Annotated in this window: 10 protein-coding genes; 9 read left to right on the top strand and 1 reads right to left on the bottom strand. The window is 59.0% G+C overall.

Annotated features, from left to right (window positions below; all coding sequences use genetic code 11):
* Positions 1–69 precede the first annotated feature (69 nt).
* From FJU08_RS13355 to FJU08_RS13315, 9 genes are all read left to right on the top strand, one after another.
* On the top strand, positions 70–939 hold the full coding sequence (locus tag FJU08_RS13355) for a LysR family transcriptional regulator (protein ID WP_141149506.1): 870 nt from the start codon (positions 70–72) through the stop codon (positions 937–939).
* A gap of 110 nt (positions 940–1,049) precedes the next feature.
* Entirely contained in the window at positions 1,050–2,429 is a 1,380-nt protein-coding gene (locus FJU08_RS13350; RefSeq protein WP_141149505.1) for a class II 3-deoxy-7-phosphoheptulonate synthase, read from the top strand.
* A gap of 356 nt (positions 2,430–2,785) precedes the next feature.
* Positions 2,786–4,465: an NAD+ synthase gene (locus FJU08_RS13345; RefSeq protein ID WP_141149562.1), complete on the top strand. Its 1,680-nt coding sequence runs from the start codon at positions 2,786–2,788 to the stop codon at positions 4,463–4,465.
* 27 nt (positions 4,466–4,492) lie between these two features.
* On the top strand, positions 4,493–5,323 hold the full coding sequence (locus FJU08_RS13340) for a TolB family protein (protein ID WP_141149504.1): 831 nt from the start codon (positions 4,493–4,495) through the stop codon (positions 5,321–5,323).
* A 160-nt stretch (positions 5,324–5,483) separates the two neighbouring features.
* Positions 5,484–6,317 (top strand): UDP-2,3-diacylglucosamine diphosphatase, encoded by an 834-nt coding sequence (locus FJU08_RS13335; protein ID WP_141149503.1) that lies wholly within the window; start codon positions 5,484–5,486, stop codon positions 6,315–6,317.
* 267 nt (positions 6,318–6,584) lie between these two features.
* Positions 6,585–7,748, top strand: a complete 1,164-nt coding sequence (locus FJU08_RS13330; RefSeq protein WP_407943711.1) for an ABC transporter permease — start codon at positions 6,585–6,587, stop codon at positions 7,746–7,748.
* Positions 7,749–7,756: 8 nt separating this feature from the next.
* Positions 7,757–8,575, top strand: coding sequence for an ABC transporter ATP-binding protein (locus FJU08_RS13325; protein ID WP_141149502.1), 819 nt, complete (start codon positions 7,757–7,759; stop codon positions 8,573–8,575).
* 9 nt (positions 8,576–8,584) lie between these two features.
* On the top strand, positions 8,585–9,955 hold the full coding sequence (locus FJU08_RS13320; RefSeq protein WP_141149501.1) for an MlaD family protein: 1,371 nt from the start codon (positions 8,585–8,587) through the stop codon (positions 9,953–9,955).
* Positions 9,956–10,116: 161 nt separating this feature from the next.
* Entirely contained in the window at positions 10,117–10,713 is a 597-nt protein-coding gene (locus FJU08_RS13315) for an ABC-type transport auxiliary lipoprotein family protein (RefSeq protein ID WP_141149500.1), read from the top strand.
* A 413-nt stretch (positions 10,714–11,126) separates the two neighbouring features.
* Here FJU08_RS13315 and FJU08_RS13310 read toward each other — a convergent pair whose 3' ends face one another.
* Positions 11,127–17,531, bottom strand: a complete 6,405-nt coding sequence (locus tag FJU08_RS13310) for an apolipoprotein A-IV repeat region-like domain-containing protein (RefSeq protein ID WP_181409845.1) — start codon at positions 17,529–17,531, stop codon at positions 11,127–11,129.
* Positions 17,532–17,677 lie beyond the last annotated feature (146 nt).

Genomic DNA, 17,677 nt, shown 5'->3' with positions numbered 1-17,677 from the left:
ATTTTCGAACGTTCCGCCGGTGAGATGCTCCGGTAAAAGGCTATGGAGCGTGTTGCGGGAGTGGTGATAATGGCGGATGCAAGCTGGGACGACCTCCAGCTCTTTTTCGAGGTGGCCGAAACCGGGGGCTTGAGCGGTGCATCGCAGCGTACCGGGCAGAGCGCGCCGACCATCGGGCGCAAGATGCTGGCGCTGGAGCGCACGCTCGGCCGCTCGCTGTTTTTCCGCTCGCAGCGCGGCTACCGGCTGGCCCATGATGGTGAGATCCTGTTTGAGCGGGTCAAGATCATGCGTGAGGCAGCCAATGGCATTGCCGACTGGCACAAGGATGCCTTCGCGCTGCCGATTGTCGCGGTTTCCATCGAAACATGGCTTTCGGGCCTGGTGACGGATCATGTCGGTCAGATCCGTAGCGCCGAGGACCCGTTCCGCATCTGCTGCAATTCCGTGCGCCAGGGGCTGGATCTGACCTTCCGTGGCGCCGATGTGGCGGTGTTGTTTTCTGCCCCTGAAAGCGGCAATCTGGCGGTCAGGCGCAGCGTCAGGATGGCCTATGCCGTCTATCGGGCGCGTTCCGAGCGCGGCAATCATGATCTCCCCTGGATTTCGCTCGGCACCTCGATCGCCGAGACGGCAGCCGACCGCTATGTGTTTGAAAACCACGAGCCGGGCATCATGATCTGGACCGAGGATCGCCATTTGGTGCCGCGCCTGATCGAGCAGGGGGCAGGGCGCTCAATCCTGCCGGTGCATGAGGGAGACAGAAACGGGAAACTGATGCGGGAGAGCGACGTGATCGAAACATTGACGCATCCGCTCTTTATCGTCGCCCATGATGATGACCGCCACCGCCCGGAAATCCGTCTGGTGATCGAGCGCCTTGCGGCGCTTTTGAAGGCGCTGGAGCCGCGCCTGACAGGCGTTGGCGGGGTCAGCTAGGCGTTTGCCCGTTTGGGTATACAAACCGGCCTGAAGCGTCTATAAGCCCCCGATCCAGGGAGAGAGGCCGGTTCGGGCGTTCCGGACCGTTAGGACAGGTAGAAAAGACAATGGATAGAGCAACAAACTGGACACCGGGAAGCTGGCGCAAGAAGCCCATTCTGCAGGTGCCGGAATACCCGGATAAGGAAAAGCTTGCCGAAGCTGAGGCATCGCTTGCGAAATATCCGCCGCTCGTCTTTGCCGGCGAGGCCCGCCGTCTGAAATCGGCGCTGGCCAATGTCTGCGAGGGCAAGGGCTTTCTGCTGCAGGGCGGCGATTGTGCCGAGAGCTTTGCGGAACATGGCGCGGACACGATCCGCGACTTTTTCCGTGCCTTTTTGCAGATGGCCGTTGTCCTGACCTTTGGCGCCCAGCAGCCTGTGGTTAAGGTTGGCCGTATTGCCGGACAGTTCGCCAAGCCGCGTTCCAATCCGAATGAGACCATCAATGGTGTGACGCTGCCGAGCTATCGCGGTGACATCATCAATGGCATCGATTTTACCGAGGAAGCCCGTATTCCCGATCCGCAGCGTCAGCTGATGGCCTATCGCCAGTCGGCGGCAACGCTGAACCTGCTGCGCGCCTTTTCCATGGGTGGCTATGCCAATCTGGAAAATGTGCATCAGTGGATGCTTGGCTTCGTCAAGGACAGCCCCCAGGGCGAACGTTACAAGAAGCTGGCTGATCGCCTTTCGGAAACCATGTCCTTCATGCGGGCGATCGGTATTACCGCCGATTCCAACCATGCGCTGAGCGAAACCGATTTCTTCACCAGCCACGAGGCATTGCTGCTTGGCTATGAAGAAGCGCTGACACGCGTCGATTCGACCTCGGGTGACTGGTATGCCACCTCCGGCCACATGATCTGGATCGGCGACCGCACGCGCCAGGCCGATCATGCCCATGTCGAATATTGCCGCGGCATCAAGAACCCGATCGGGCTGAAATGTGGTCCCTCGCTTGCTGAAGACGATCTTCTGCGTCTGACGGATATTCTCAACCCTGACAATGAAGCCGGCCGGCTGACGCTGATCTGCCGCTTCGGCCACGACAAGGTTGCTGAACATCTGCCGCGCCTTATTCGCGCTGTCGAGCGTGAGGGCAAGAAGGTGGTCTGGTCCTGCGACCCGATGCATGGCAACACGATCACGCTCAACTCCTACAAGACGCGCCCCTTCGAGCGTATCCTGGCGGAGGTCGAGGCCTTCTTCCAGATCCACCGGTCCGAAGGTTCCTATCCGGGCGGCGTGCATGTGGAGATGACCGGCAAGGATGTGACGGAGTGCACCGGTGGCGCCTGGGCGCTGACCGGCGACGATCTTCACGACCGCTATCACACCCATTGCGATCCGCGTCTCAATGCCGACCAGGCGCTGGAACTGGCCTTCCTGATGGCCGAGCGGATGAAGAGCGCTTACGAGGAAAAGAAACTGGCGATCAACGAGTAATCGTTGCCGGCGATGCTTTGAAGCGGGGCCCTTTGTGGCCCCGTCAGACTGTTGACAAAGTCATTCAGCTTGTCTGTTCGGGGGTCATAACCACCGCTGCGTCGTCATCCCCGTGCTTGTCACGGGGATCCATAGTCTTAAAGATCTGAATAGGCAGTTTCTTTCGCCGCGCGGACGCGCGTCGGCTGGATGTCTGTGGACCAAGCACAGGCATGACGTTAGAGAAGGGGCTAGGGTTGTCTGCAGTCTGGCGGGGCCCTTTGTGGCCCCGTTTTCTTTTCGCGGCTTGAGCTTGATTGCAAAACATGGTGTGCATGGTATCGGTTCGCCGAACCGTTTTTTGAACAATTTGCATGATGGGCGACATTGCCATGATCACCGACCATATGAAAATCGCGCTCGCACAGCTCAACCCGACTGTCGGGGATGTGGCGGGCAATGTCGAAAAGCTGAAGGCCGCGCGCGAAAAGGCCGCTGCGGCCGGTGCCGATCTCATTGTTTCGACCGAGCTTTTCATTTCCGGTTATCAGCCCGAAGATCTGGTGATGAAACCGTCTTTTCTGGCAGCCTGCCTGAAGGGCGTTGAAGAACTGGCGGCGCTGACGGCCGATGGCGGCCCGGGCATGATTGTCGGTTTCCCGCGTCAGGGGGAAGCGGGACGGCACAATGCGGTCGCTGTGCTCGACGGAGGTGCCATCATTGCCATTCGCGACAAGGTCGATCTTCCGAATTACGGTGAGTTTGACGAGAAGCGCGTCTTCGTTCCGGGAGCGATGCCGGGCCCTGTCAATTTTCGCGGTGTGCGAATTGGTATTCCGATCTGCGAGGATATCTGGGGCGATCTCGGTGTCTGCGAGACGCTGGCCGAAAGCGGAGCGGAACTGCTGCTTTCACCCAATGGTTCGCCCTATTATCGCGGCAAGGTGGATATCCGCCATCAGGTGGTTCTGAAACAGGTGATCGAGACGGGGCTGCCGCTGGTCTATCTCAATACGGTCGGCGGTCAGGACGAGCTGGTCTATGACGGCGCCAGCTTCGGCTTCAATACTGATCGGACCCTGGCTTTCCAGGCGAGCGAATTTGCCACAGAGATCATCATGTCGGAATGGCAACGCGGCGATGAAGGCTGGAAGATCGTCAATGGCGGCTTTGCGCCGATCCCGACGGGCGAGGAGGCTGACTACCGCGCCTGTGTGCTTGGTCTTGGTGACTATGTGAATAAAAATGGCTTCAAAGGTGTGGTGCTGGGGCTTTCCGGCGGCATTGATTCTGCGCTCTGTGCTGCCATGGCGGTGGATGCGCTGGGGCCTGAGCGGGTGCATTGCGTCATGCTGCCCTATCGCTATACCTCCGATGATTCGCTCAAAGATGCGGCTGACTGTGCGAAGGCGATTGGCTGCCGCTACGATATCGTGCCGATCGAGGAGCCGGTCACCGGTTTCATGGCGACGCTTTCCGATATGTTTGAAGGCACGGAGGAAGGGATCACCGAGGAGAACCTTCAGAGCCGCACGCGCGGCACGATCCTGATGGCGATCTCCAACAAGTTCGGCTTCATGGTTGTCACCACGGGCAACAAATCGGAAATGTCGGTCGGTTACGCAACGCTTTACGGCGACATGAATGGCGGCTTCAACCCGATCAAGGACCTCTACAAGATGCAGGTCTATTCGATTTCCGACTGGCGCAACAGGCATCAGCTGGACGGCATGAAAGGTCCGGCGCTGAACCTTATCCCGCAGAATATCATTGATAAGAAACCCTCTGCTGAATTGCGCCCGAACCAGACCGATCAGGATTCGCTGCCGCCTTATCCGGCGCTTGATGACATGCTTGAATGCCTGGTGGAAAAGGAAATGGCGGTTGATGCGATCGTCGCGCGCGGTCATGACGCGGCGACCGTGCACCGGATCGAGCATTTGCTCTATATCGCCGAATACAAGCGTCGCCAGTCCGCGCCGGGCGTGAAAATCACCAAGAAGAATTTCGGCCGTGACCGGCGTTACCCGATTACCAACCGGTTCAGAGATCGCTAAGCGTGATTTTACGGAAGGGGAGTAGCGATGCGCAGTTCCGTTGAAATTTACGATCTGGCGAGCGGACAGTCCCGGGTGGTGTTTCAGTCCGAGGATCTGATCGAGGCACCCAACTGGTCGCCGGATGGGCGATGGCTCATGCTCAACAGCGATGGCCGTCTGTTCTGCCTTTCGCTTGGCGAGGCCAATCCGACGCTGCTGCCGATGGATACGGGCTTCGCCGTCAGATGTAACAACGACCATGGCATCTCCCCGGATGGCCGGACAATCGCCATTTCGGACAAGTGCGAATTTGGCAAGTCTGCGATCTATACCCTGCCGGTCGAAGGCGGCTCGCCGAAACTGGTAACCAGGAACCTGCCGTCCTATTGGCATGGCTGGTCACCGGATGGCAGCCACTTTGCCTATTGCGGCATCCGCGACGACCTCTTCGATATCTATACGATCGCTGCCACCGGCGGCGAGGAAACCCGGCTGACCCATGGCGAGGGGCGCAATGACGGGCCGGACTATTCGTATGACGGGCAATGGATCTATTTCAATTCCTCGCGCACGGGGCTGATGCAGATCTGGCGCATCCATCCGGACGGTACCGCGCTTGAGCAGATCACCTCCGACAATTACGGCAACTGGTTTGCCCACCCATCGCCCACCAATGACCGGGTTATCCTGATCTCCTATGCGCCGGATGTCTTCGATCACCCGCGCGACCAGAAGGTCGAGATCCGGATGATGGATATGGATGGCGGCAATCTGAAAACGCTGTTCGGCCTTTATGGCGGTCAGGGCACGATGAATTCACCCAACTGGGCGCCGGATGGCCACGCCTTCGCCTATGTGCGCTATTTTCCCGTCTGAGCCTGCCTGCGTAGCCGATTTAACGCGGTTTTGTGCCTTCTTCGCAACAGAACACCGCCATGGCCGCCGCGTGTCATCAAGGTGAAACACGACTCTGTTTTTACGTGCCTATCCTTTGAGCGATAGATGCCGCCATGATCATGCGGCCGGGGACAGGTCAATGGAACCCAGACAGTTCAGAACGCTTTTCATATCCGATGTCCATCTTGGATCGAAGGCCGCAAAGGCCGACTATCTCCTGGACTTCATGCGCCATCATGAGGCGGAGACGATCATTCTGGTCGGCGATATCGTTGACGGTTGGCGGCTCAAGCGCAGCTGGTACTGGCCGCAGCCTTTCAACGATGTGGTTCAGAAACTTTTGCGCAAGGCGCGAAAGGGCGCACGCATCATCTATATTCCCGGCAATCACGATGAGTTTCTGCGGGACTTTCCCGGCATGCATTTCGGCGGTGTCGAGGTGGCGCAGAAGATGATCTTCGAGGCGGGGGATGGCCGGAAATATCTCGTCATTCATGGTGATGAATTTGACGTTGTCGTGCGCCATGCCCGCGTGCTGGCCTATCTGGGCGACTGGGCCTATGACGCGGCAATCGCCATCAATGTGGTTCTTGCCGCTGTGCGCCGCAAACTCGGTTTTTCCTACTGGTCTTTCTCGGCCTGGGCCAAGCTGCAGGTCAAACATGCGGTCAATTTCATCGGCGAGTTTCAGCGCGTTGTCGTTGAAGAGGCGCGCAAGCAGGAGGTTGATGGCGTGATCTGCGGCCATATCCACCATGCCGTGATGGAGGACATGGACGGGATTGCCTATATCAATACCGGTGACTGGGTTGAAAGCTGTACCGCGATTGCCGAGCATTTCGACGGCACTTTCGAACTGATTACCTGGAATGAGATACGCGGCGAAGCCGGTGAGACGGAGGAAGAGCCTTCTGTTCTCGACGGTGGCGAGGTGATCGAGCAGGTTCTAAAGGCGGCTGGCAAAGCAGCCTGAGTGCAGGAGCGACATCGAAGCAACGCCGGAAAATTAAACAATGACAGGTTCCTAAAGGGGCTTGCATTCCTGCCTTCTCCATGAAAAGCCTTATCTTTATAGGCCGATAGGTAGCCGCACGGGTCGCGGCCCCAATTGTTCGTATTCTCTCTGCCAGGCTTGTTGTCCGCTGACACAGGCATAGGCGGGCGGATGCTGGCCAGAATATGAGGATTACCGGAGACTGCGGCAGGCCGTTGGCCAGACCGGACCGGGCAGGGATGGAAGTTGCGATTGGCGGAAGAAGCGCAGGCTATATTCGAGATCGATACGGCTGCCCCCGAGGGTAAGGTTCGGCTGAACCTCAAAGGCGCGTGGACCGTTCACGCTTCAAGGCAGTTTTTCGATCTGAGAAAGAAACGGATAGCGGAGCTCAAATCCGCCGGTGGTTCTTACGCGATTGTCGATCTGTCCGGTATCGGCCAGGTCGATACGGCGGGTGCCTGGCTGATCCGGCTGCTTCAGGATGATTGCCGGGACGCCGGGCTTGAACCTGAGCTCAGTCAGATGAATGACCGCATTGCGGAACTGATGGAAGCGATCCCGGACAAGCTTCCCGAGCCCGAAAAACCGCCGGTCGACAATCGCAGCCTTGGCCATCGCTTCGTCGAGCGGATCGGTCGCTCCACCGTTGCCGCCGGTCATGATATCTATGATGGTATTGGCTATTTCGGCGCGCTTTTCGTAGGGCTCTACAATGTTTTCACCCGGCGTTCCGGTGTGAATTTTGCGTCCATAACCTCGCAGCTTGATCACATGGGCGTGCGTGCTGTTCCGATCATCGCGCTGATGTCCTTTCTCGTCGGTGGCATCATTGCGCAGCAGGGCGCGTTCCAGCTGCGTTATTTCGGTGCCGAGCTTTTCGTGGTCGATCTGGTTGGCATTCTGCAGCTGCGCGAGATCGGTGTCCTCTTGACAGCGATCATGATTGCCGGGCGATCGGGCAGTGCGATCACGGCCGAAATCGGCGCGATGAAGATGCGTGAGGAGATCGATGCTCTCCGGGTGATGGGCTTCGATGCGATTGCGGTGCTGGTTTTCCCGCGCATGCTGGCGCTTCTGATCGCGCTTCCGCTGTTGACCATCGTCGCCAATTTCAGCGCCCTTGCAGGTGCGGCCATCGTCGTCGACATTTATTGCGGCATCACCTTCCAGACCTTCATGCAGCGCCTGCATGAGGCAGTGACGCTGTCGACCGTGATCTCCGGCATGGCCAAAGCGCCCTTCATGGCGCTTATCATTGCCATTGTCGCCTCGATGGAGGGCATGAAGGTTGGCGGCAGCGCCGAATCGCTTGGTAAGAAGGTGACTGCTGCCGTGGTGAAGGCAATTTTCATTGTGATCGTGGTTGATGGTATTTTCGCCATGTTCTATGCGGCAATCGATTTTTGAGGGCTCAGTTGGATCAGGACCAGAACGGCACAAGAGAAGAGACGCGGGAGACCATTCTGACGGTCCGGGGCCTGACCGTGGGTTTTGGCAGCGCGTCAAATGTGCTCGAAAATCTCGATCTGGATGTCTATCGCGGCGAGATCCTCGGCTTTGTCGGCGGGTCGGGGACCGGCAAGTCTGTGCTGATGCGCACGATTTTGCGGCTCAACCAGCGCAAGGCCGGCAGTATCAAGATCTTCGGCGGGGATTTCGATGAAATCGGCGTTGAACAGCGTCTGGCGATTGAAATGCGGCTCGGCGTTCTGTTTCAGCAGGGCGCGCTGTTTTCCGGGCTCACTGTCCTGGAAAATATCCAGGTGCCGATGCGCGAATATCTCGATCTTCCCAAATCGCTGATGGATGATCTGGCGCGGCTGAAGATTGAAATGGTTGGTTTGCGGCCCGAAGCAGCAAGCCGCTATCCTTCAGAGCTTTCCGGCGGCATGATCAAGCGTGCGGCGCTGGCCCGCGCCCTGGCGCTTGACCCAGATCTCGTTTTTCTCGATGAGCCGACATCAGGCCTTGACCCGATCGGCGCTGCCGAATTTGATGACCTTATCGCGCGTCTGCGTGATACGCTCGGGCTGACAGTCTATATGGTGACCCACGATCTGGACAGTATCAGCGCCGTCTGCGACCGTATTGCGGTGCTCGGAAAGAAGCGGGTTCTTGTCGAGGGAACGCTGGACACCATGCTTCAATATGATGATCCCTGGGTCAAAAGTTACTTCCGGGGCAAGCGGTCCCGGGCGATTTTCCAGAATACGGCCAGTGGCCAGAGCAGTTGACGGATAAATATGGAAACCAAAGCTAACTATTCCATCGTCGGTATTTTCGTTCTGATCGTGCTCGTGGCCGGCGCCGGCTTCATCTACTGGATCGAGCAATACGGACGGCAGGGGCCGATGGCCGAACTGGTGGTGCGCATTCCCGGATCCGCCAACGGGCTGAGCGTCGGCTCTGCCGTGCGGTTCAATGGCATTCAGGTCGGTTCGATCAACAAGCTCAGGATTGACCCACAGGATCCGCGATTTACCATTGCCGAAACAGTGGTGAAGGCTGATACACCGGTGCACAAATCAACCGTTGCCAAGCTGGAACTGTCAGGACTGACCGGTTCCGGCTATATCGAGCTTTCGGCAGGCGGCGAAAGCGGTCCCAACATTTTGCAGGAAGCGCTTGATAAAGACACCTATGCCACGTTGACGGCCGACAAATCGAGTTTGGCCAATCTTCTGGCAACAGCTGATCAGATCATGAAGCGGGTCGATGACACGATTAGCCAGGTTCAGGGGATGATCAACACGGTCAACACGCCGCTCACCCAGACGGTGAACAATATTCAGGACTTCACCACCGTCCTCAGCAAGAATTCGGATAATATCAATTCTTTCCTGTCTACCGTTGGCGAGTTGTCCGGCACGGTCAAGCAATTGTCCGGAAAACTGGACGAGACGCTGACCGGACTTGATAAGGTCATTGCCGCCGTCAACCCGGATCAGGTCGGCAATATCGTGTCGAACGCCGACAAGATCACCGAGAATGTTGCCGTTTCTTCGGAACATCTGAACGAAGTGATCGACCAGTTCAGCAAGACGGTGGAAACCTATAAGGGCATGGCCACGCAGGCTCAGTCGGCCTTCATGCAGATCAACGATATCATGGCGGCGATTGATCCGGAAAAGGTTGGCAGCTCGGTGGATGACCTGGCCTCGACCATGAATGATGCCAAGGCTGCGGTGAACTCGATCAAATCAGTGGCCGACAACGTCAACGCCCACAGCGATCAGATTGACAGCACGCTCACCAATCTGAGTGAATTGTCGAAGAAGCTGAATGATGCCTCGACGCGGGTCGATACGATCCTGACCAAGGTTGATACGCTGCTCGGTTCCGACGATACCAAGTCGCTCTCCGTCGAGGCGCGTGAGACCCTGGAATCGGTCCGGCAGGTGGCAGAGACGCTGAATAGCCGCATCGGACCGATTGCTGACAATCTCGACAGTTTCTCCGGCTCAGGGCTTCGGAATGTCAACGCGCTTATCGAGCAGTTGCGCACGACCATTACGACGCTTGACCGGACGGTTTCCGGGATAGCGCGTGATCCGCAGCAGCTTATCTTCGGTGGCCAGACGGTTAAACCCTATGACGGGCGCAGCCGCTATTGACGGATGACGGGCCGGGGATCACGAATAGTGTCGCAATCGCGCGCCACGAACTTGAAATGTTTTATAATTTTCGATTGAGTGCAAAGCTGGAAGGGCAACCGGAAAGCGGATCGGTGGGACTGATGAGAAACGTGAAGGCGACAAGGCAAGGACTGTATCGAATGGCTCGGCCCGCGCTTGCGGTAATGCTTGGTGCTGTTCTTGTTTCAGGCTGCGCCGTTCGTCCTACCAATGACACTTTTGCGCTTTCGGCAACGTCCGAAATTGCAGCGGTGAGTGCCACGACGGCCGCCAGAAAGAAGCTTCAGATTCTGGTGCCAACGCCCGGCGCAATGCAGGCATTGGCCGGCCAGGATATCGTGGTGCGGCTCCCCGGCTCGGAGATCCGCTACCTTTCCAAGGCGCAATGGGGCGATAATCTGCCAAATCTCGTCCAGGCCAATCTTGTCGCTGGACTTGAGCGGACGGGAGCATTTGGCGGTGTCGGCATGCCGGGGCAGGGACTGGCGATCGATTATCAGCTTGTCGTGGAAATTCGTGATTTCTCGATCGATGCTGCCGGTGGCGGTGCCGCCAATGTTTCATTCGCGGTCAAGCTGGTCGATGATCGCAGTGGTGTCGTCAAGGCGCAGAAGGTCTTTGATACCAAGGTCGGCGTCAATCCGACGGCCAGCAATGGTGTGCTTGTGAGTGCGCTGGATCAGGCCTCGGCCCAGGCAACCGCTGAGATCGTGGCCTGGGCGGTCTCGATTCTTTAGCACCGATCCGGCTTCTCAGTGAGGCCGGGATCGGTTGGCGGATGTTCTTTATGTGAATGCAATCGTCTGATGAAAGCGGCTTTCGGGCCGCTTTTTGCGTTTGCCAGCCCCGGCCGTCATGCGTGATAGACCGGCAATAAAAAAGGCGCCAGGGGCGCCTCCTGACTGCTGACAAGCTTCCCCCTTCGCTGACGTCATGCCTGTGCTTGGTCCGCAGGCATCCAGCCGCCGTACGTCTGCACGGTGAAAGAGTATTTTAATCCAATGCCCTGAAGAGCCTGGGTCCCCGTGAGGAGCACGGGGATGACGACTGAGGGGTGGTTCTTCGCTCAAACAGACAAATTGAAGGACTTTGTCAGCAATAAAAAAGGCGCCCGGGGCGCCTCTTTCACGTTTATTGCCCGCTTTGAGCTTCAGCGAAGACGCCCGGATGCATGGGCGAGCATGGTGTAGACCTTGCCGGTATCCGAGGTCAGGTAGGTCTGGACGACGGCCCGGTCACGGTGCTTCTCCATGACATCAGCGAGCAGCTTCTCGAAATCGGCGATGTAGCGGTCCACGGCCGTGCGGAAGTCGCGATCGCTCTCATATTTGGATTTGATCTCGTCAAAGGTGTGCTGACCCTTCAGCGTATAGAGTCGGCGGGTGAAGATGTCGCGTTCGCCCTGCTGATAACGGCGCCACAGATCAACCGATGCATCATGATCAATGGCGCGGGCGATATCGACCGACAGCGAATTGAGCGAGTCGACCACCTGATTCGGCTTGCGGTCGGCGGCGGACTGGCGCGGTGCGGACTGAACGCCGCGCGGGGCGCTTTCCTCACGCGCTGCAGCGCGCAGGAGATCGCTGATCCATCCATCGCCGCTTGGTGCCGCGGATGCGGCCTGGCGCTGACCTGCGGGCATCTGGCCGGGCGTCGTCGACAGTGACGGCGATGCGGATGCGGGCGAGCTGCTGCTACCCAGTTGCGGTGCGTCGCTGACCTGCGGCATGGCAGGCCGCTGGGGCAGGGAACCTGCCGGCGGGCTCATGCTCGGCCGGTCGTAGCTCGGCGCACTGCGTGCGGGCGCTGCGGCACTGGCAGGCGCATGCTGCGCTTGCGGCGGCGGTGCGATCTGCTGACGCGAGGCGCTGATCAGGCCGGAGATATCCTTCAGGGCGCGGATCTGGTCTTCGACGGCACGGCGCATATTGGTTGCCGATTCGCGGGCCTCTTCCGGCATGTCGTGGATACCGCGCTTGACGGCAGTGCGTGTGCTGTCGAGTTCGTCGCGGATTTCTGCGGAAATCTTGCGGATCTCTTCCGTCGCGCCGGCAAAGCGGCGGGCAGCGTCCTCGACCGAGCCTTTCAGTGTTTCGCGGATGGCCTGGGCGGAAAGCTCGGATGCCTTGCCCGTTTCGGCAACGGTGCGGCCAACCTCTTCCATGGAGGTGGAAATGCCGGAGCGCAGTCGTGTAGCCATCGCCTCGCTGTTGCGCTGGGTGTCGCTGATCGAGGCGGCAACGGCATCGGCTGCGGCCTTGAGGGCCGTTTCGATTTCGCCGGAGCGGCTGGCAAGTTCTTCCGACAGCTGGCTGAGCGCCGTCTGCCGTTCGGCAAGTGTTGAAGACAGGCCCGACTGTGCCCTTTCGATAAGCACCGATGCCTGGCTGAGGATCGAGGAATGGCTGTCGATCCGGCTGGCGATGTCGGAGATCGCCGACAGGGCGCCGCTGCTCGACTGGTCGAGCATTGCGATCTTGTCGTCGAGCATCTCGCCCGAGCGTGCCAGCGTTTCGGCGGCATTGGCGGATGTTCCCATCAGCTGCTGCGCAGTGGAGGCGAGGCGGCGATCGGCGACGGAGAGGTCGGCCGAGGCCTTCTCGATCATCTCGCTGAGCTGGGATTGGCTGATGCCGAGCGAGCTGATCAGCGCTTGAACATTCTCTGCCAGTGCATTGCTGTCATTGCGCAGGCTGTCGCCGGCACCCGCTGCCGCGCGGGCGATTTCCTCGGCGGCCTGGCGGCCTGTACCGGCATAGGTGGCAATCAGCGGCCGTGCCTTCTGCTCGATCAGGTTGTTAAGGTCGCTTGCATGGCCGGCAAGCATGGAATTCATGTCGCGGGCGCGCTCGTCCAGCGTCGTGCCGATTGCAGCGCTGCGCGCCTGCAGGGCACGGTCGACGGCACCGAGCGTTTCTTCAAGGGCCTTGGTCTGCTGGCTGAGATTGACGCGAATGGTTTCGCTGCGCTCTGCGACCTTGCGTTCGGTCTTCTGCAGTTCCTCGACCAGCTTGTCGGAGGAGGTGTTCATCATCGCGTTCAGATCGTCGGTGCGAACGGTGAGTTGCTGTTCGGCGCTGCTGATCGTCTGGCGGATGGCGCCAACCTGGCTGTCGATGCGCTGCATTGTCGCCGCAATGATCTCGGCGATACGGTTGCTGTTTTCGCTCGCGCTTTCGCCTGCGGCCTCTGCCTGGGCAGCCAGCCGGTTCTGCAGGTCACTGGCGCGGTTGAAAATGCTGCTTGTGCTGTTTTCGAGGCCCTGCATGAAGGATGCGCTTGTTGCTGAAAGCTGATCAGCAAAGTCGCGACCGGCGTCTTCCAGGAGCATGCGGGCCTGCTCGGCGCCGGCATTCATGCTGGCCGAGGTTTCGGCAAGCGTGCTGCGCAGATCGCCGGTCAGACGGTCGACCTGATCCTGCATCACCTGGTTGACATTGTTGAGGCCGGCATCAAGCGCGTTCTCCAGAGAAGAGAAGCGCTCGCCGATATGGCCAGCACCACTTTCGATGCTGCGTTCCAGCTGGGCACGTTGATTTTCCAGTGTCACCGACATGCGATCGCTTGCGGCCTGACCTGCATTTTCCAGACGTCGGGTCTTTTCATCCAGCATGCCGGTAAGGCGCGTATCAATTTGCTCACCGCTCTCGGCAAGTGCGCGGGCATGGGTCGATAGCGTGTCGGAAATCTGCAGGGCGGCATTCTCGCTTGCCTGTTCGAACATCCGTGTCTGTTCGCTCATCACACCAGCGACGCGTTCTGCGGTTCCGCGGCTTGCTTCTTCCACCTTTTCTGCATGGTGGGAGAGGGTCTGATCAAGCCTGGTCTGGGCATTTTCTGCGGCGGCGTCGAACCGGGTTGCGTGATTGCCAAGGGTCTGGTCGAGACGGTTCTGCGCATTTGCAGTGGCAACGTCGAAACGGTTGGCATGACCGGTGAGGATCTGGTCGACACGGCTGGCGGACTGCTCACCGGTTTCGCCAATATGCGCGGCGTGGGCCGCATAGGTGTTGGTGAGGCGTTCTTCATGGGCCGACAGGAGGTGATCCATGCGTGCTGCGGATTGTTCGCCTGTGTCGCTGATCCGTGCGGTATGGGTGTTGAGCGTTGCGTCGATCTGCTCTCGCGCCGAAGCCGTCGTTGCCTCAATGCGTCCGACATGGCTTTCAAGCGTGTGGTCAAGTCGGTTACGGGCGTCATCGCCGACATTGTCAATCCGCTGGGCGTAGTCCGAAAGGGCCGATGTCAGCTTGTCAGAGGCATTGCGCGCCGAATAATCGACTGAAGCGGCATGGCGGCTCAGGGCGTCATCGAGCTTTTCGCCGGTGGTCGTGATCGTGCTTTCAACACGCTGGGTGCCATCGCTTACCAGCGCATTGAGGCTGTTGATTCGCTCATCCAGACGGCCGGCATTTTCGGTCAGCGTCTGGTTGATGCCGTTGAAAGAGTTTTCGACCCTGCTGGTCATGGCTTCTGCCGACTGGCCGATCAGCTGGGCGGCGGTGCCGACCTTTTCTGCAATTGCACCGGCCGAGCCGCGCAAGCGCTGGTCCAATGCCTGGCCGGACTTGTCAATCATCTCGCGCAGGGCTTCCTCGCGGCCTTCGAATGACATTTCAAGCAGGCTGGTGGTTGCCGCAAGCGTGGCGCTTATATTGGTTGTTTCTTCAGCCAGTGTGTTTTCCAGCTGAGAGACCTGCTGGGTGAGCGCCGTCTCTATGGCCTTGCTGCCGCGCGCCATTGTCGCGTCGATCCGGCTGTCAGCGGTGGAAATTTGCGTGTCGAGGTGGCTCAGACGCTGATCGAGATTCTGGTCGAAGCGACCGAGCCGCTCATCCAGACTGCCGTCAAGCTGACGGATACGCCCGTCCATGCTATCACCGATCTGGCCGATGCGGTTGCCAAGCGTGCTGTCAAGCTGCTGCATGCGCCCATCGAAGCTGTCACCGATCTGGTTGATGCGGTTGTCGAAGCTTTTGTCGAACTCACCGATGCGGCTGTCGAGCTGATCAATGCGACCGTCAAAACTCTGGCCGATCTGGTTGATGCGACTATCGAGATTGCTGTCGAGCTTTTCGATGCGGCTATCGAGGTTGCCGTCCAGCTTTTCAATGCGGCTGTCGAGACTTTTGTCGAACTCGCCAATGCGACTGTCGATCTGGCCGATACGGCCGTCTATATTTTGACCGATCTGGCCGATACGGCTATCGAGATTGCCATCCAGCTTTTCAATGCGGCTGTCGAGACTTTTGTCGAACTCGCCAATTCGGCTGTCGATCTGGCCGATACGGCCGTCTATATTCTGACCGATCTGGTCAATGCGGCTGTCGAGGTTGCCGTCCAGCTTTTCAATGCGGCTGTCGAAGCTTCTGTCGAATTCGCCAATGCGGCTGTCAAGCTTCTCGATGCGGCCGTCAAAGCCTTGGCCGATGTGCTCGATACGCTCGTCGAGATGGCTGTCGAGCTTGGTCAGGCGGTCATCCAGCGTCTGTTCGATACGGTCGGTCTTGGTGTCGAGGGTGAAATCAAGCTCGATCAGGCGGTCGCCAAGGGCGGTGTCGAGATCGCGAACCCGGCCATCGAAGCTCTTGTCGATCTGCTCGATGCGGCCGTCGAGGCTCTGTTCCATGCGCTCAGCGCCATCACGCAGGCTGGCCTCCAGGCGGGTCTGCTGACCTTCATAGGCGTCGCGCAGTGATTTGCCGCCTTCCTCGAATGTTGCGGCGATACGGTTTTCGACGGCTTCGACATTCTTGTTGAAACTATCGGAGCGTTCGAAAAGGGTGTTTTCGAGCTTGCTCGATGCGGTGTCGAGCGATGCGGCGATCTGGCGATGTCCCTGGTCAAGCGACTGGTCGATGCGGCTGGCACCGGAATCAAGTGTCTGGGCGATGGCGTCCTCGCTTGTGCCAAGCGTGGCGGCGAGTGCCATGGTTTGGTCGGCAAAGCGCTGCTCAAAATCGTCACGCGCACTCGACAGAAGCGAATCGAGTGAGGAGCGGCCTTCCACAATGGCCTGGTTGAGCCGGCCGAGATTGTTGTCCAGCCTGTTCTCAAGCGCGCTGCTCTGCTCATCGAAACCGTCGGTGAAGCTTGTCAGGCGATCGCCAAGATTGGCCGAGAATCGGGTGATCGAGGCTTCGAGGCGCTGGTCGACGAAATTGCCGCGCTCCTCGATCTGGCGATCGATTTCGGCACCGGCTTCGCCGAGCTGCTGGTTGAAGCTCGCCTGGGTCTGGCTGATCGTGGCCGAAAGGCCGCCCATGATGCGGTCGAGCGCCTCGCTCATCGACTTTTCGCCGGTCTCTGCGGCATCGAGAAGCGCACGGGCACGATTGGTCAGAATATCGTCGAGTTCGCGGTTGCGCTCGGCAAGGCTTGCATTCAGCCGCTCTGCATCCTGGCTGAAGGAGGCGGCCTTGGTCTCAAATTCTCCGATCAGCGCGCGGCTGCTATCCGTCATCTGCGATGTGATCGATTCGAAGCGGTTTTCGAACAGGTCAGACAGCGACGCATGGGCACGCTCGAAACTTTCCTGAAGCGATGCGGAGCGCTGGTCGAGGCTTTCCTCGATCTTCTGCGCAGCGGTGCTTGAACGTTCTTCGATCAGGGCGGCGCGCGTTTCAAGCATTTCGGCAACGCCACCGCCGGCCGTGCTGACCGTGCGGGTCAGCTCGTCCATGGCAGAGGAGACATCCTTGCGCAGCTGGTCGTTGGTGCCGAGGATCGATGTGCGCAGGCGAGCAGCGTGGTTGATGACCGCCTCACGCTCGGCCGACAGTTCCTGCACCAGATTGCGAACGCGGATCTCATTATCCGCATAGGAGCGCTCCAGTGCGTTGACTTCCGAATGAACAAGGTTTTCCAGCTCGGTCGCCCGCGCGATTGTGCGTTCGATGCCTTCATTCATGGCATAGACTTCACGGCGCACGGCCTGGCCGACGCTGCGCACCTGCTGAACGCCGGTTTCATCGGGTTCTGCCAGACGCAGAGCCACTTCTGCCATCGAACGGGCTGCCTCATGCATGTCGCGGGCGCGCGCCATCATGATGGTCGAGGCAAAGAGCAGGAAGACCGGAATGAAGGTGAGGACGAGCGCGATGCCCATGCCGTTGATGGCGAAGATGGCACGCAGGGACGGTGCTGCGGAAATTTCTGACCCGAAGATCAGCATTGTTGTGCCGAGGCCGACAATCAGCCAGATCACCGCAGCGATGGAAACATTCTTCAGAACCGGAAAGATCGAGCGGCTGTCAAAAGCCCGAAGAATGTTGTGAGTCGAAAAACGTCCCGGATCGTTGGCGGGCTTGAATTCCGGAGACTTGGGACGATGCGAGGTCGCGCGTTGCGGGGCTTCGTTCTTGGGGGGACGCGCGGGGGCGTCCTGCGCCTGGCGACTGTCTTCACCTGTCGCGTTTTCCTCATGCCCGGCCGTGGCGTCGGCTTGTTTTTGCTGCGGTTCGTCGCCATCGGTCAGGTCAAACTCCAGGGCATCTTCCAATGCACTGATTGCCTTCTCGTCAAGCGAGGTTTCGCCGAGTTGTTTAGCCATGAATACGCCTCGTGACACGCGATCCGCAGCCATCCAACCCCGTCGACAGGGCAGATCGCGTCTGGATCATTAACTTTACTGCTTCACGCCCGATCGGGGAACATTTCCCGTCCGATACGCGCCAGAACCTTTGTGAAGACGGCCTT

The sequence above is a fragment of the Martelella alba genome, from assembly GCF_006516955.1.
In the GTDB taxonomy this organism is placed as follows: domain Bacteria; phylum Pseudomonadota; class Alphaproteobacteria; order Rhizobiales; family Rhizobiaceae; genus Martelella; species Martelella alba.
This window is presented reverse-complemented; position numbering and strand designations above follow the sequence as displayed.

Excerpts from the sequence above, each read along its gene's own strand:
- FJU08_RS13355 (WP_141149506.1), top strand. The coding sequence starts at position 70 with ATGGCGGATGCAAGCTGGGACGACCTCCAGCTCTTTTTCGAGGTGGCC.
- FJU08_RS13350 (WP_141149505.1), top strand. The coding sequence starts at position 1,050 with ATGGATAGAGCAACAAACTGGACACCGGGAAGCTGGCGCAAGAAGCCC.
- FJU08_RS13345 (WP_141149562.1), top strand. The coding sequence starts at position 2,786 with ATGGGCGACATTGCCATGATCACCGACCATATGAAAATCGCGCTCGCA.
- FJU08_RS13340 (WP_141149504.1), top strand. The coding sequence starts at position 4,493 with ATGCGCAGTTCCGTTGAAATTTACGATCTGGCGAGCGGACAGTCCCGG.
- FJU08_RS13335 (WP_141149503.1), top strand. The coding sequence starts at position 5,484 with ATGGAACCCAGACAGTTCAGAACGCTTTTCATATCCGATGTCCATCTT.
- FJU08_RS13320 (WP_141149501.1), top strand. The coding sequence starts at position 8,585 with ATGGAAACCAAAGCTAACTATTCCATCGTCGGTATTTTCGTTCTGATC.
- FJU08_RS13315 (WP_141149500.1), top strand. The coding sequence starts at position 10,117 with ATGGCTCGGCCCGCGCTTGCGGTAATGCTTGGTGCTGTTCTTGTTTCA.
- FJU08_RS13310 (WP_181409845.1), bottom strand. The coding sequence starts at position 17,531 with ATGGCTAAACAACTCGGCGAAACCTCGCTTGACGAGAAGGCAATCAGT.